The sequence below is a fragment of the Saccharopolyspora hirsuta genome (assembly GCF_008630535.1).
GTDB classification, from domain to species: domain Bacteria; phylum Actinomycetota; class Actinomycetes; order Mycobacteriales; family Pseudonocardiaceae; genus Saccharopolyspora; species Saccharopolyspora hirsuta.
This window is the reverse complement of record NZ_VWPH01000018.1, coordinates 100,386-114,307: the sequence shown is the minus strand read 5'-3', so window position 1 is coordinate 114,307 and position 13,922 is coordinate 100,386. Positions and strand designations below refer to the sequence as shown.

General features: G+C 71.7%; 15 protein-coding genes, 1 pseudogene and 1 riboswitch. Of the genes and pseudogenes, 7 read left to right on the top strand and 9 right to left on the bottom strand.

Translation table 11 applies throughout. The annotated features are described in order from the left end of the window. The first annotated feature begins 44 nt into the window (after positions 1-44). Complete coding sequence (locus F1721_RS31235; protein ID WP_150070420.1) at positions 45-707, top strand: hypothetical protein; 663 nt, start codon at positions 45-47, stop codon at positions 705-707. Positions 708-711: 4 nt separating this feature from the next. On the opposite strand, the gene F1721_RS31230 is transcribed toward F1721_RS31235, so the two are convergent. Then, on the bottom strand, positions 712-1,953 hold the full coding sequence (locus F1721_RS31230; RefSeq protein ID WP_150070419.1) for a hypothetical protein: 1,242 nt from the start codon (positions 1,951-1,953) through the stop codon (positions 712-714). A 417-nt stretch (positions 1,954-2,370) separates the two neighbouring features. On the opposite strand from F1721_RS31230, the gene F1721_RS31225 reads away from it, so the two are divergent. Together F1721_RS31225 and F1721_RS31220 are read left to right on the top strand one after the other, a co-directional pair. Beyond that, the gene (locus tag F1721_RS31225) at positions 2,371-2,847 is read left to right on the top strand and encodes a DUF3145 domain-containing protein (protein WP_170301666.1); all 477 of its coding nucleotides are present in this window, start codon (positions 2,371-2,373) and stop codon (positions 2,845-2,847) included. Between the two features lie 58 nt (positions 2,848-2,905). Next, a complete protein-coding gene (locus F1721_RS31220; RefSeq protein WP_150070417.1) occupies positions 2,906-3,484 on the top strand; it encodes a hypothetical protein in 579 nt (192 codons plus the stop codon). On the opposite strand, the pseudogene F1721_RS31215 reads toward F1721_RS31220, so the two are convergent. Beyond that, positions 3,422-3,571, bottom strand: a pseudogene (locus F1721_RS31215) (AraC family transcriptional regulator); the annotation flags it as partial. The gene F1721_RS31220 and the pseudogene F1721_RS31215 overlap by 63 nt on opposite strands. Positions 3,572-3,664: 93 nt before the next feature. Here F1721_RS31215 and F1721_RS31210 point away from each other — a divergent pair. After that, entirely contained in the window at positions 3,665-4,159 is a 495-nt protein-coding gene (locus tag F1721_RS31210) for an NAD(P)H-binding protein (protein WP_150070416.1), read from the top strand. A gap of 137 nt (positions 4,160-4,296) precedes the next feature. On the opposite strand, the gene F1721_RS31205 is transcribed toward F1721_RS31210, so the two are convergent. The 5 genes from F1721_RS31205 to F1721_RS31185 all read right to left on the bottom strand — a co-directional run bounded on the left by F1721_RS31205 (position 4,297) and on the right by F1721_RS31185 (position 9,148). After that, positions 4,297-5,541, bottom strand: coding sequence for a beta-ketoacyl-[acyl-carrier-protein] synthase family protein (locus tag F1721_RS31205; protein ID WP_150070415.1), 1,245 nt, complete (start codon positions 5,539-5,541; stop codon positions 4,297-4,299). Next, positions 5,538-5,777: an acyl carrier protein gene (locus F1721_RS31200; protein ID WP_150070414.1), complete on the bottom strand. Its 240-nt coding sequence runs from the start codon at positions 5,775-5,777 to the stop codon at positions 5,538-5,540. The genes F1721_RS31205 and F1721_RS31200 overlap by 4 nt, the downstream gene beginning before the upstream one ends. A gap of 62 nt (positions 5,778-5,839) precedes the next feature. Further along, on the bottom strand, positions 5,840-6,820 hold the full coding sequence (locus F1721_RS31195; RefSeq protein ID WP_150070413.1) for a beta-ketoacyl-ACP synthase III: 981 nt from the start codon (positions 6,818-6,820) through the stop codon (positions 5,840-5,842). Then, the gene (locus F1721_RS31190) at positions 6,817-7,737 is read right to left on the bottom strand and encodes an ACP S-malonyltransferase (RefSeq protein WP_150070412.1); all 921 of its coding nucleotides are present in this window, start codon (positions 7,735-7,737) and stop codon (positions 6,817-6,819) included. Before F1721_RS31190 ends, F1721_RS31195 begins: the two co-directional genes overlap by 4 nt. 196 nt (positions 7,738-7,933) lie before the next feature. Further along, positions 7,934-9,148: a PucR family transcriptional regulator gene (locus F1721_RS31185; RefSeq protein ID WP_211840704.1), complete on the bottom strand. Its 1,215-nt coding sequence runs from the start codon at positions 9,146-9,148 to the stop codon at positions 7,934-7,936. Positions 9,149-9,387: 239 nt separating this feature from the next. Between F1721_RS31185 and F1721_RS31180 the strand changes: the two genes are divergently transcribed. Together F1721_RS31180 and F1721_RS31175 are read left to right on the top strand one after the other, a co-directional pair. Beyond that, positions 9,388-10,122, top strand: coding sequence for a mechanosensitive ion channel family protein (locus F1721_RS31180; protein WP_246155416.1), 735 nt, complete (start codon positions 9,388-9,390; stop codon positions 10,120-10,122). A gap of 132 nt (positions 10,123-10,254) precedes the next feature. Next, the gene (locus F1721_RS31175) at positions 10,255-11,145 is read left to right on the top strand and encodes a peptidoglycan recognition protein family protein (protein ID WP_150070411.1); all 891 of its coding nucleotides are present in this window, start codon (positions 10,255-10,257) and stop codon (positions 11,143-11,145) included. 202 nt (positions 11,146-11,347) lie between these two features. Here F1721_RS31175 and F1721_RS31170 read toward each other — a convergent pair whose 3' ends face one another. Together F1721_RS31170 and F1721_RS31165 are read right to left on the bottom strand one after the other, a co-directional pair. Continuing rightward, on the bottom strand, positions 11,348-11,581 hold the full coding sequence (locus F1721_RS31170) for a DUF3263 domain-containing protein (protein WP_150070410.1): 234 nt from the start codon (positions 11,579-11,581) through the stop codon (positions 11,348-11,350). A 116-nt stretch (positions 11,582-11,697) separates the two neighbouring features. Beyond that, entirely contained in the window at positions 11,698-12,879 is a 1,182-nt protein-coding gene (locus tag F1721_RS31165) for an MFS transporter (RefSeq protein WP_150070409.1), read from the bottom strand. Positions 12,880-13,041: 162 nt separating this feature from the next. Further along, positions 13,042-13,173: riboswitch (FMN riboswitch) on the top strand. A 92-nt stretch (positions 13,174-13,265) separates the two neighbouring features. Here F1721_RS31165 and F1721_RS31160 point away from each other — a divergent pair. Beyond that, a complete protein-coding gene (locus F1721_RS31160; protein ID WP_150070408.1) occupies positions 13,266-13,913 on the top strand; it encodes a nicotinamide mononucleotide transporter family protein in 648 nt (215 codons plus the stop codon). Positions 13,914-13,922 lie beyond the last annotated feature (9 nt).

Here is a 13,922-nt window from a genome sequence, read left to right as displayed (position 1 = left end):
CTGCTGGCCGACCATCGTTTCCGCCGCCGACATCGAGGACAGGGGTGGATGTGCAAGCGCGACAACGGGAACTGGCGCGGTTGTACCGGGCAGCGCTGGACCGCCCCCGATGGCAGCAGGTGCTGGCCTTCGCCGTGTCGCTGTGGACGCTGGTCTGGATCGTCGGCCAGTTCACCACCCGGCCGGACAGCCCCAGCGCCCTGGACGTCCTCGGCCACTTCCTCGCCCGGCTCGGCATGACCACCGGCTCCTGGGCCGAGCGCCTGTCGGAGGCGTGGCAGAGCGGTGGCGGCGGGCTCGCGGTGCTCGGCGGCCTGCTGTGGGCGGCGACCACCGAGCGCGGCCAGCTCCCCGCGCTGCTCGGCTGGGTCGCGGTGATGCTCGGCGCGGAGCGCCTCGGCTACCAGCCCGCGGTGCTGCTGGCGCTGGGGACGATGGTGTGCTTCGTGGTCGTCCTCTGGCTGGCGGCGGTGACCAGCAACCGCTTCGTCGACCGGGGAGCGGTGCTGCTGCCGCGCGACGTCCTGCGGGCCGGGGTGACGGCGGCGGCGCTGTCGGCGGTGGTCCCGCTGTTCGCCCCGGCGTTCTTCCTGAACCGCCTGGGACGCCCGTACGTCACGAAGCCCCCGCGCCGCATATTCCCCGACCGCGCGGCCATCCCCGAACAAGCGCCCCCGGAAAAAGCCCGAGAACCCGAACGCCCCTGACCGGTCAGGGGCGGGGGGTGAGGCGGAGGGCGCGTTCGGCGAGGGCGCGGAGGGCGACGTCGTCCGGGGTGGAGGAGCGGTGGCGCCAGACAGTCTGCACGATCCGGACCTCGGTGCCGCTCTGCTGGGCGACCTGGGCCGCGTCGTCGAAGCCGTCCGGTCCGCCCGGCCAGCCCCGGCCCTCGGCCACCAGGTCGGTGATCCCGCCGGTCCCGGCTTCGGCGGCCAGGTTCCGCAGCTCCCGCGCGGACTGCTCGTCCGGCAGCTCGACGATCGCGACCGACACCGCGGCGGGCTTGCCCTCCACCCGGGTCTCGAACACCGCGCGCGTCAGGTTCCGGCAGGGCTGCTGCTCGAACCAGCGCTGGACGTCGCCGAAGGAGTGCGTGACGCAGGTCTGCTCGCGGTCGGTCACCCGCTGCGCGAACTCCACGCCGTCGACCCGCTGGACCGGCGGCGCGGGCGGCGCGGTGCTGGCGGCCGGGCGGCCGAACGCGAGCCACCCGACCAGCGCGGCGCACAGCAGCACCAGCGCTGAAGCGACCGCGATCAGGGCGGTCCGGCGGGAGAACCGGCCCGCGGCCGGAGGATCGGTGAACTTCGGGATCAGCATCGTGTCCGCGGTGGCCAGGTCGGTGTCCGCGGACTCCGGGAAGCCCTCCTCGACCAGGTCGGCGGCGCTGACCCGGCAATCCTCGTCGAGCACCTCCAGCAGCCGCTGTGCGGGTTCGACCGGGCAGGACCGCTCGTAGGTCGCCAGCTCGCGGGCGGCGGCCAGGATCGCGGTGGTGTTCGGCGCGACGACCCGGACGCCGCGGTGCAGGTCCGTCGTGGGTTGGGTGACCTGCCCGGCGTACGGGCCGACGACCACGACGGCGGCGACCGGCAGCGGTTCCAGCCCGCGCGACTGCAGGCTGCGGGCCAGTGCGGCGGCGGACTCGAGGCCCTCCAACCCGGGGTTGACCGCGCCCTCGGTGCGCACCAGCGGCCAACCGTCCACTGTCCACGGTGTCCGCAGCGGGGCCTCCACCTTCAGCGCCGGTTCGGGCAGATCCACCCCGAGCACCACGACCACGCCGCGCGGCAGCACGATCACCGCGTCCAGCGCGCGGGGCGCGCCCGGCGGTCGGCAGCCGAGCACGGCGACACCGCCCAGCACCGAGCGGCCGGCGCCCCACGCGGAGATCGCCGCCCGGATGTCGGCACCGACCTTGGTCGGCTCCGCACCGAGCCGCACGAGTCGCATGAGGACCTCCCCTTCCCGCAGCCCGGCGAGCGCACCTTCTCCGGGCCCTGACGTTAGTCGGGCGGTCCGGGGGTTGTCGCGGAGATCCAATATTCGTCCGATCGAGTGGTATCCACCACTCGCTCGACGCTGGCCGATTGGTGCTTCTGAGCGTTGGTGGGACGCGTGTGCACCCCTGGGATCTGCGGTTTCGCCTGATCGGAGCAGTCAGCGCCGCGCGGCGCTCCGCAACCCGGGACGCCGCGGTGCCGCGGTGGAACACGGCGTTCTGGTGGCGGAGCGCGCGACGGGCGATGCAGAATGACGCCGCATCTGTTGATCGTCGTGCTCGCGAGGTCGTAGGGGAAGACGTCCCTCGTCGAACAGCGGAGGTCAGCAGTGAGCACCCGTGGCAGCGACCGTGGCCACACCGCTGGTGTGGTCTACGTCCACTCGTCGCCGTCTGCGGTCTGCCCGCACGTCGAGTGGGCGATCTCTGGCGCACTCGGCATGCGGACGGAACTCCGCTGGACGGCCCAACCGGCAGCCCCAGGGCAACTCCGAGCGGAGTGCAACTGGACGGGCGAGCCGGGTACCGGCGCACGCCTCGTCACCGCACTGCGCGCGTGGCCGATGCTGCGCTTCGAAGTCACCGAGGACCCCAGCCCCGGGGTGGACGGGCAGCGGTTCTGCCACGCCCCCGGCCTGGGACTGTGGCGCGCCTGCACCAGCGCCAACGGCGACATCGTGGTCAGCGAGGACCAGCTGCGCACCCTCGCGGCCAACGCCAAGGGGCCGGAGGCCTTCGCACACCGGGTGGACCAGCTGCTGGGCGCGGCGTGGGACGACGCGCTCGAACCGTTCCGCCGCGCCGGCGACGGGGCCCCGGTCACCTGGCTGCACCGCGTCGGCTGAGCCGCGGACCGACCGGAAACGGCCGTGCCGCTGATCGAGGTGTGGGAAGCTTGGGGCCGTGCGTTCCTGGGTGAAGTGGGGTCTGCCGGTCTCGGTCGTCGTGCTGCTGGCGGGTGCCGGTGGTGGTGCGGTGCTGGCCGAGCAGGTCTACCGCGAACCGGCGCGGACGAACGCGCCGTTGCACCCGGAGGGTGAGCCGGTCGAGTCGGTCAAGAGCGTGGAGGGCGTGGTCTACACGCCGGGCGCGGTCCAGCACCCCGACCAGCGCGAGGTCCAGAAGCTGCTGGACAACCACTTCCGGTCGATCAACACCCGGGACTACGACCTGTGGAAGTCCACAGTGGTCCCGAGCAAGTGGGACGAGCTGCCCCGGGACAAGTGGTCCCAGGCCTACGACTCCACGGACGACATCGACATCGTCGTGCACCGGATCGACCCCGGCCCGGACGGCTCGCTGCTGGCGCTGCTGACCTTCAAGAGCCTCCAGGACCCGCAGGACGCGCCGCCGGACATGCCGTACCACTGCCTGGAGTGGAACCTGGTGTACCCGATGGTCGTCACCGACTCGGGGCGGTCACTGCGCCTGGACACCAGCAAGCTCCCCAACAGCGCGCTGCGCCGCCCCTGCGAGCAGTGACCCGCGCCGGTACTCCTGCGGGCTCGTGCCGTACCGCCGCTTGAAGGCGTTGCTGAGCGCGAACGCGCTGCCGTAGCCGACCTGGCGGGGCTCATTGAAATCGCGAAGGTTGGACGGCCGATTATGGGATGTGGATTTTCGGCTATGGGGCGTCCAGCGGGCTGGGGCTTGACTGGGGCCATGTCCGACAACGAACAGAAGCCAGTGCTCGTCCTCGGCGCCACCGGCCGGACCGGTCGCCGCGTCCTCGAGCGCCTCACGTCCCTGGGACGACCGGTCCGCGCCGGTTCCCGCTCGGCGACGCCGCCCTTCGACTGGGCCGACCCCGCCACCTGGCCCGCCGTGCTGTCCGGCGTCGGTGCGGTGTACGTGTCCTACCAGCCGGACCTGGCCGTTCCGGGGGCCGCTGAGGCGGTCGGCGAGATCGCCGCCGCCGCGGGCCGGGACGTCGCCTTCTCGTCGATCAGCCCCGAGCAGTACCGGGCGGCGATGGCAGAGCACGGCGTGCCGCCCGAGGTGGTGTCGATGGTGGAGCACCTGTTCGCCGAGGTCCTCGACGGCCGCAACGCGCACCTGAGCGACGGCGTTCGGAGGGCGCTGGGCCGCGAACCCCGCGACTTCGCCGACTACGCCCGGCGCACCGCTCCCACCGGAGTCTGGAACCCGCTCACCTGAGCACGTGCTTCCGCAGTTTCAATTGAAACTGCGGTTCCCGCCCACGACGGTTCACAGCTTCAATTGAAACTGCTGGGCGGTGCGGAAAAGCAGGAAGCGGGCTGAGCCGTGCTCAGCCCGCTTCCCGGTGCCTGCGGTCAGGCCTTCGCGAAGGCGAGGGCCACGTTGTGCCCGCCGAAGCCGAAGGCGTTGTTGATCGCGGCGGTCTGCTCCACGTGGCGCGGCTTGTCGGCGACCACGTCGAGCTCGACCTTCGGGTCCAGCTTCTCCAGGTTCCGGGTCGCCGGGATGACGCCGTGCTGCAGGGAGAGGATCGTGACGATGCTCTCCACCGCACCGGCCCCGCCGACCAGGTGGCCGAGGGAGCCCTTCGGCGCGGTCACCACCGCGCCCTCGCCGATGGCCTGGCGCACCGAGTTGGCCTCGCCGACGTCACCGACCACGGTCGAGGTCGCGTGCGCGTTGACGTGCCCGATGTCCGACGGCTCCAGGCCGCCGCTGCGCAGCGCCTTGCGCATCGCCCCGATCTGGCCGCGGCCGTCCGGGTGGCTGCCGGTGATGTGGTAGGCGTCGGACGTGATGCCGGTGCCCGCCAGCCGGGCGTAGATCCGCGCGCCGCGCGCCTTGGCGTGCTCCGCGCTCTCCAGGACGATCACCCCGGCGCCCTCGCCCATCACGAACCCGTCGCGGTCGACGTCGAACGGGCGGGAGGCCCGGTCCGGCTCATCGTTGCGGGTGCTCAGGGTCCGGGCCTGGGCGAACCCGGCGATGGTGATCGGGTGGATGCAGGCTTCCGCACCACCGGCCACCACGACGTCCGCGTGCCCCTGCTGGATCATCTCGAAGCCCTTGGCCAGGCCTTCGGCGCCCGACGCGCAGGCCGACGCGGGGGAGTGCACCCCGGCGCGGGCCCGCAGGTCCAGGCTGACCATCGCGGCCGGGCCGTTGGGCATCAGCATCGGGACGGTCAGCGGCGAGACCTTCCGCAGCCCCTGGGTCTCCAGCAGGTCGTCCTGCTGCAGCAGGGTCAGCGGGCCGCCGATGCCGGTGCCCAGCGCGACCCCGAGCCGGTCCGGGTCGACCGGCTCGGACTCGTCGGACGGCAGCTCGAAGCCGGCGTCCGCCCACGCCTCCCGGGCGGCGATGACGGCGATCGCCTCGCAGCGGTCCATCCGGCGCAGCTGCACCCGGGGCAGCACGTCGGCGGGCTCCACCGCCAGCGGCGCGCCGATCTTGGCGGGCAGCTCGAAGCGGTCGAGCCACTCCTCCTCGAGGCGCTTGATGCCGGTGGCGCCGTTCAGCACTCCGTCCCAAGTGGACGCGACGTCGCCGCCCAGCGGCGTCGTCGCGCCCAGCCCGGTGATGACGACTTCGGTCGTCATGCGTTCTTGGTGATGTAGTCCACCGCATCACCGACGGTCTTGAGGTTGGCCAGCTCGTCGTCCGGGATCTTCACGCCGAACTTGTCCTCGGCCTGCACGGCGATCTCGACCATGGACAGGGAGTCGATGTCGAGGTCGTCGACGAAGGACTTGTCGACGGACACCTCTTCGGCGTCGACACCGGCGACCTCTTCGACGATCGCGGCCAGACCCTTGGTGATTTCCTCGTTGGACACGGTGTTCCTTCCTGGTGCTTGCGTTCCTCACCGCGGGCTTGCGGCCCGCGGCAGCTTGGGGGTCAGGGGCAGACGGCGACCTGGGCGGAGTACGACAGCCCGGCCCCGAAGCCCACGAGCAGCATCACGTCACCGCTGGAGATCTCCCCAGCACCCCGCATGTGGTCGATGGACAGCGGGATGGACGCCGACGACGTGTTGCCGGAGTAGACGATGTCACGCGCGACCACGAGGTCGTCACGCGCACCCTGGCTCTGCAGCTTCTTGGCGATGGCCTCCACGATCCGCAGGTTCGCCTGGTGCGGCACCAGGACGTCCACATCGGACAGCTGGAGCCCGGCCGCCTCGACCGCGCGGGCCGCGACCGGGGCGATCTGGGTGGTGGCCCACCGGAAGACCGCCTGGCCCTCCTGGTAGATGTACTTGCCGTCGCGCAGGTAGATGGTGTCGACCAGGTCGCCCGCGCTGCCCAGCACGCTGGGCCCGATCTCGGGCTCCTCGGCCGGACCGACCACCGCGGCGCCCGCGCCGTCGGCGAAGATGATGCAGTTCGCGCGGTCCTGCCAGTCCAGCCACTCCTGGAACCGCTCGGAGCCGATGACCAGCACGTTCCGGGCCGAACCGGAGCGCACCGCGTCCGAGGCCGCGGACAGCGCGTAGACGAACCCGGCGCAGGCGGCGTTGACGTCGAAGGCGCCCCGGGCCTTGATGCCGATCTGGTCGGCGACCTGGGCCGCGGCGTTCGGGATGCCGCCCGGCATGGTGCAGGTGGCCACGATCACCTGGTCGATGTCCGACGGGGACAGGCCGGAGTCGGCGACCGCCTTGGCCCCGGCCTCGACCGCCATGCTGACCACGGTCTGGCTCTCGTCGCCGAGGCGGCGGTGGACGATCCCGACGCGCTGACGGATCCACTCGTCGTTGGTGTCGACGATCTTGGCCAGGTCGTCGTTGGTGACGATCCGGTTGCCCTGGGTGCTGCCGAAGCCGAGCAGCCGGGTGCCCGCCGGGATCGGGTTCTGGGCGATGCGGGGCTTGGTCACTCGTCGCTCCCGAGCAGTTCGGCGACCTTGTCCAGGTCGGCGGGGGTCTTCAGAGCGACGGTCTTGACGCCCTTGAGTTCGCGGCGCACCAGGCCGCTGAGGGTGCCCGCGGGCGGGAGCTCCACGACGGCCTCGACACCGCGCTCGGCCAGGGCCGCCATGCAGCTGTCCCAGCGCACCGGGTTGGTCACCTGGGAGACCAGGCGGCGCACGATCTCGGCCGAGTCGGTGACGACCGCGCCGTCGGCGTTGGACAGCAGCGGCAGTGCGGCGTCGCTCGCGCTGACCTGCTCGGCGTGCTTGGCCAGGGTCTCCTGCGCGGGCGCCATGAAGCGGGTGTGGAAGGCACCGGCGACCGGCAGCGGGCGGACGCGGGCACCGGCCGGAGGTTCGGCGGCGAGCTGCTCGAGCGCGGGCAGCCGCCCGGCGGCGACGATCTGACCAGCGCCGTTGCGGTTGGCCGGGTCCAGGCCGAGCTGCTCCAGGTGGGTCACCACGTCGTCGGCCTCACCGCCGAGCACGGCGGACATGCCGGTGGGCTCCAGCGCGCACGCCGCGGCCATCTCGCGGCCTCGGACCGCGGCCAGGGCCACCGCGTCGTCGGCGCTCAGCGCACCGGCGACCGCTGCGGCGGCCAGCTCGCCGACGGAGTGCCCGGCGACCGGGGTGCCGTCCGGCACGGTCACGCGGCGGCGCAGCTCCTCGGCGGCGATCAGCGACAGCGCCACGACCAGCGGCTGGGTGACCGCGGTGTCCTTGATCTCCTCCGCCTCGGCGGTGGTGCCGAGGCGGACCAGGTCCAGGCCGGTCAGCTCGGACCAGGCGCCCAGTCGCTCGGCGACGCCGTCCAGCTCGAGCCACGGGTTGAACATCCCTGGGGTCTGCGACCCCTGTCCGGGGGCTAGAAGCGCGATCACCCTTGCTACTGAACACGTCGCGGTGCGCTCGGAGTGATGTCGAGACGGACGAAGTCCGGAGCGCAAACTTGTGGGGTGTCTACAAGCCGGTCCCGCGCCGGGGCGGGCAGGAGGGTGATTCGTTGTCGGCTGTGTCCGGTCGGTGACACATCGGTGAACAACGGTAATGCCCTGGTACCGGACGTGGCGGCTGTGCTCACCAGAGGCCGCGCGCCTTGGCCAACCTGCCGACCGCCAGCCCCACCCGCAGCACGTGCGCGTCGCGGGCGTTGGACGGGGTGCGGCCCGTGAGTTCCGCCACCCTGCGCAGCCGGTACCGGACGGTGTTGGGGTGCACGTACAGCTGCCGGGCGCAGTTCTCCAGCACGCCGCCGACCTCGAGGTAGGTGTCGACGGTCTCCATCAGCGACCCGCCGGCGTCGACCAGCGGCAGCACGATCCGCTCGACCAGCTGCCGCTCGGCCTCCGGGTCACCGGCCAGCGCCCGCTCCGGCAGCAGGTCACCGGCGGGCACCGGGCGGGGTGCGGTCGGCCAGGCCACCACGGCGCGCAGCGCGGACATCGCGTCCGCGGCCGACCGGTGCGCCTCGGCCAGGTTGGACACGGTCGGGCCGACGACCACCGGGCCCTCGTCGAACGCCTCGGTCAGCCGCACCGCGGCTTCTTCGTCGGAGCGCTCCTCGCCGGAGCTGCCGAAGACGACCACCAGCCTGCTGCCCTGCACCCCGAGCAGCACCGGGCAGCCGAGCCGCGCCGCGCGGCTGCGCACCTGGTAGACGATGGTCGGCGGATCGTCGGACGGGGCGTTGCCGACCAGCACGGTCGCCTCCGAGGAGGGCTCCCAGCCCAGCGCCGCGGCGCGGGACAGCAGCGATTCCTCGGCGTCGCCGCGCACGATCCCGTCGACCACCAGCGCTTCCAGCCGCGCGTCCCACGCGCCGCGCGCCTCCGCGGCGGCCGCGTAGGAGGTCGCCGCGGCGAAGGCGATCTCGCGGGTGTAGCGCAGGATCGACTCGGTCAGCAGGGTGCGCTCGTGCTGCTGGTCGGCCAGCTCCGGGAGCTGCTGCTCGAACACGTCGATGGCGACCCGCACCAGCTCCAGGGTCTGCCGCAGGCTGACCCAGCGGGACAGGTCGCGCGGGGCGGCGCGGAACGCCTCGGCGGTCAACCGGATCGCCTCGGTCGGGTCCTGCAGCCAGGCCACGAAGTTGGAGACGCCGGTCTGGGTCACCAGCAGCACGCTGGCGCGCTGGTCGGCGGGCAGCCGGCGGAACCACGGCAGCCGCTGCTCCATCGCGCTGATGCTGGACCCGGCCAGCCCGCCCGAAGCGCGTTCCAGGCGGCGGAGCGTGGGGGCGGAGATCTGCCGTTGCGCCCCGCTGTCCCGCTCACCTGCGCGTTCGGTACTCATGGTTCCAGAATCGCACGCCGCCGATCAGCTCCGGCGGGCACCGGTTGGCGGGTGCGGGCGGGCTCACACCGAGCCGGGAAAAGGTGCATTCCGGCCGGTGCTGACCCGACGTGATTTCACTTAATCCGTTCGGGGAAGCAATTCGCCCGTTCGAGGCGGGCTTTCGGTTTGTCGATCAGTCGAATAGCAGAAACGATCACCCATCAAACGTCGCCGTTCGGCTTTTCCGAGGTGAAATCGTGGATACCCTGCAAACCGGATTGGCCCAGGCCTGGGCCGCCATCGCCACATTCGTGCCCAAGCTCGTCATGTTCCTGGTCATCCTGCTGATCGGCTGGTTGATCGCCAAGGCCGTCTCGAAGGCCATCCAGGTGCTCTTCGTTCGGCTCGGGTTCACCCGGCTGCTCAAGCGCGCCGGGCTGGCCGACATGGCGGCAAAGACGCAGGTCGACCTCGGCGGGCTGCTGATCAAGGTCGTCTACTACTTCATCCTGCTGATCTTCCTGCAGCTCGCGCTCGGCGCCTTCGGCCCGAACCCGGTCAAGGACCTGATCGACCAGATCGTGCTGTTCCTGCCGCGCGTGCTGGTCGCGATCGTGCTGGTGCTGGTGGCCGCCGCGGTGGGCCGCGTGGTCGCCGACCTGGTGCGCGGCGCGCTGGGCGGCCGCCCGGTCGGCGGCGTGCTGAGCAAGATCACCTTCGGCTTCATCGTGGCCCTCGGCGTGATCGCCGCGCTGAACCAGATGGGCATCGCGCTCACCGTGACCACCCCGATCCTGATCACCGTGCTGGCCACCGTCGGCGGCGTGATCGTGGTCGGCGTCGGCGGCGGCCTGATCGGGCCGATGCAGCAGCGCTGGTCGAAGTGGCTGACCGGGGTGGAGTCCCAGTTCAGCACGAAGAACGGCACCAAGAACGGGGCGGAACCGACCCCGGAGCCGACCAACCCGAACACCGGGACCAGCGGGCTCTGAATCACTGGATGGACGGATGGTCGAGGCTCACCCGTTGGGTGGGTCTCGACCATTTTCACGCACTTGGCCGTGGTCGCTCGCACCCGATCGCGACACCATGAGGGAACGGATCAAGCCGGGAGAGTGATCAGGTTGGCATTGCCCCTCGTCTGGCTGGCGGACGCATTGCGCGCGGCCGGGCTGACGGTGGTCGAGACCGACGGCTGGCGGGAGCGCACCGCCACCTCGGGGCCGCAGCCAGCACCGGTCGGGGTGCTCGAGCACCACACCGCCACGCCCGCGTCCTACGACAACCCGGCGCCCAGCGTCCAGCTGTGCATCGACGGCCGCCCGGACCTCGCCGGACCGCTCTGCCACGCGGTGATCGGCTTCGACGGGGTGGTGCACATGATCGCCGCGGGCCGCGCCAACCACGCGGGCGAGGCGAAGGCGTCCGGCCCGAACCCGGGCGGCGACGGCAACACCCTCTACGTCGGCTTCGAGTGGGACTACCAGGGCGTCGACCAGGGCCCGAGCCCGGAGCAGTACGCGGCCGCGCTGAAGGCGACCCGGGTGGTGCTCGAGCGGTTGGGGCGCCCGATGGACGCCGCGCGCGGCCACAAGGAGACCAGCGTCACCGGCAAGATCGACCCCGGTCACGTGGACATGGACCGGTTCCGCGCCGAACTCGGGAACAAGGACCAGGAGGACCAGATGACCCCGGAACAGGACGCGATCCTGCGGCGCCTGGAGCACGAGCTGCTCGGTCCCCGCGGGCCGAACGGCGAGATCCAGGGCTGGCACACCGAGGTCGGGCCGCGCACCATCGTCGCGATGCTCGTCGACCTGGTGAACAAGGTGGTGGCCAACCAGCAGGCGCCGAACATCCCGGCGCAGGCCGGTGCGGGGGACCCGGAGGCGATCAAGAAGGCCTTCCAGGCGCTGCCGCCGGACCAGGCGGCACCGCTGCTGGCCGAGCTGGTCCGCATCCAGCAGGGCCGCCAGCTCACCCCGGAGCAGTACGCCGAGCGTTCCCAGCAGTGAGCCCGTTCTCCGAGAGCCCCGTGGCACCAGGTGCTGCGGGGCTCTCGTCCTGGCGGAATCCCCGCGGTCGGCCGGTCGCGATGTGCGGGCCGTCGTCCGCTCCGCGCTGCAGTTTCAATTGAAACTGCGATCCGCCGTGGGGGGTGATCGCAGTTTCAGTTGAAACTGCGGTTCTCGGGCGCGGTACGGCGAAGTGGGGGCGTCAGGCGTCGCGGGCGGCGCGGCGCTGGGCGCGCTGGTCGCGGCGGTCCAGCAGGCGCTTGACCAGGGCCGGTTGCTGCTTCAGGGCTTCGGGTTCGTCCAGCAGGCGGTTCAGCCGCTGGTAGTAGCGGTTCGGGGAGAAGCCGAAGCGCTCCTGGATGATCCGCTCCTTGTTGCCCTGGTACTGCCAGTGCTCGAGCTCGAAGGCGAGGATCGCGTGATCGGTGTCGTTCATCAGGCGTCCCCCTCCACGACGAGCTGCTGATCGAGTCTACCGGTGGGGGCACGCCTGTTCGATCGGCCGTCCGGAGGGTGTTGCTCACACCGCCGATTCCGCGCGGGACCGCGACGTCACAGGCGTGCGAAAACGGCACCTCGGCGGATCGCCACGAGATGCCTGATCAGCGCCGCGCCCGCGAGCAGCGCCACCAGACCGCACACCCCCGGCCAGCCGAAGTGCGCGAAAGCCCGCACCCCGAGCCAGGACCCGGCGCTGCCGCCGAGGAAGGCGCAGGTCATGTAGGCCGTGTTGAGCCTGCTGCGGACTTCCGGGCGCAACGCGTAGATCCGCACCTGGTTGGCGACCATGCCCGACTGCATGGTCACGTCGAGCAGCAGCGTGCCCAGCACGAGGAGCACCAACCCCGGCACTCCGCCGAAGGTGCCGCCGACGAGCACCGCGGCCGCGGCGATCGTGCCGATCATGCACGCGAGGTTGACGACGTCCGGGCCCCGCCGATCCGCCTGGCGACCGGCGATCGGGGTGCAGATCATGGTCGCCGCGCCGACCACCGCCAGCGCACCGACGGCTGGCGCGCCGAGCCCGTAGGTCGGGCTGGTGAGCAGCAGCGCCACCCCGGTCCAGACGGCGGTGAAACCGGCGAACACCATCGCCTGGTAGAAGCACGAGCGCCGCAGCTCCGGCTCAGTGCGCAGCAGCCGCAGCGATTCGCCGAGCAGCGCCGGGTAGCGCTGCGCCGACGACGGCGCCGTGCTCGGCACCGCGAACGCCAGGACCGCGGCGATGATCAGGAGGAGCGCGGCGGCCACCAGGTACGGCGCCCGCCATCCGAGCCATTCACCGAGCGAACCGCCGAATGCGCGGGACAGCAGCATCCCGCCGATCGACCCGCTCAGCAGCATCCCGATGACCGCGCCGCGGCGATCCTCGCCCACCAACCCCGCGGCCATCGGGCTGACCAGTGGCGCGATCACGGTCGTGGTGCCGATCAACGCGCTGGCAGCCACGAGCGGTGGGAGCGAGGGAGCTGCCGCTGCGGCGAGCAGTCCCAGGCCGGTGGCGACGAGCAGGCCCGTGATCAGCGGTCGGTACGGCACCCGGTCGCCGAGCGGGACCAGCAGGAAGATGCCGACCGCGTAACCGAGCTGCACGGCCGTGGCGACCAGCGCGGCCGCGTCGGGCGGCACGTCCAGACCGACCGCGACCAGCGGGCTGATCGCCTGCGGGAAGTAGATGTTTCCCACGCTGATCCCGCAGGTCAGCGACAGCAGCAGGACGAGCAGGCGGCTCACCGGTCGCGCTCGCGCAGGTCGGGGGAACCGGGCATGGAAGCAAGATCCAGCGCGCGCGGGCGGCGGCGCAACCGGTTTTCGAGCCGGGGGTGTGATCCGACCCACGTCCGCTCCCGGGAACAGATCGGCCGGCGCACGATGTTGCGCAGAACGAACGAAGTCGTGCGCTCCGGGGCTCGGTGAAAATCCGAACCGGCGGTGACAGTCCGCGAACCGGCACCTCCCGGCGAGGTGTCGGCCGATCCGGTGGAATTCCGGAACCGACGGTGAAAGTCCGGATGAGAGGCAGCGCACGGGTGGCCGGGGCAGGACTGCACCTGCAGGCAGGGGTCCCCTCGTGCTGCTCGCGCACCCCGGCGTGCACGTCGCGGGTGGGAGGAGCGGGCGTGCGGACTGTCGCGGAATGGTTGCTCGGCAACGGGATCACCGTGCTGGGCCAGCAGATCTCGTGGGCGGAACTCGTCGGGCAGCTGTGCGCCCTGGCCGTGGTCTTCCTCGCCCAGCGCAGAACCCTGGCGACCTGGCCGGTCCAGGTCTCGGCGACGGTCCTGCTGTTCGCGGTCTACGCCTCGGCGCACCTGGGCGGTCTGGCCGTCCGGCAGGTGATGATCCTGCTGATCTCCATCTACGGCTGGTGGGCCTGGAGCCGCCGCAGCGACCCCGTCTACGGCGTCGCCGTGCGCAAGGCCAGCGGGGTGGAACGCCTCGTGCTGGTCGGGGCGCTGGCCCTCGGCACCTCCGCGTTCGCGATGCTGCTGTCCGCATTGGACGCCTCCTGGGCACCGTGGCCGGACGCCTGGATCTTCATCGGCACGCTGGTCGCCTTCTGGGCTCAGGGCCGCGGGCTGGTCGAGTTCTGGTTGGTGTGGTTGGCCGTGGACGCGGTGGGTGTGCCGCTGCAGATCGCATCCGGCCTGCACTTCAGCGCAGCGATCTACGTGGTGTTCGCGGCCCTGGTGATCCACGGCTGGTGGAGCTGGAACCGCACGGCGCGCGTTCAGCGGGCGCGGGAAGGTGCTGCTGTCAAGGCTTGACTCCGGCCG

Excerpts from the sequence above, each read along its gene's own strand:
- F1721_RS31210 (WP_150070416.1), top strand. The coding sequence starts at position 3,665 with ATGTCCGACAACGAACAGAAGCCAGTGCTCGTCCTCGGCGCCACCGGC.
- F1721_RS31185 (WP_211840704.1), bottom strand. The coding sequence starts at position 9,148 with ATGAGTACCGAACGCGCAGGTGAGCGGGACAGCGGGGCGCAACGGCAG.
- F1721_RS31205 (WP_150070415.1), bottom strand. The coding sequence starts at position 5,541 with ATGACGACCGAAGTCGTCATCACCGGGCTGGGCGCGACGACGCCGCTG.
- F1721_RS31230 (WP_150070419.1), bottom strand. The coding sequence starts at position 1,953 with ATGCGACTCGTGCGGCTCGGTGCGGAGCCGACCAAGGTCGGTGCCGAC.
- F1721_RS31170 (WP_150070410.1), bottom strand. The coding sequence starts at position 11,581 with ATGAACGACACCGATCACGCGATCCTCGCCTTCGAGCTCGAGCACTGG.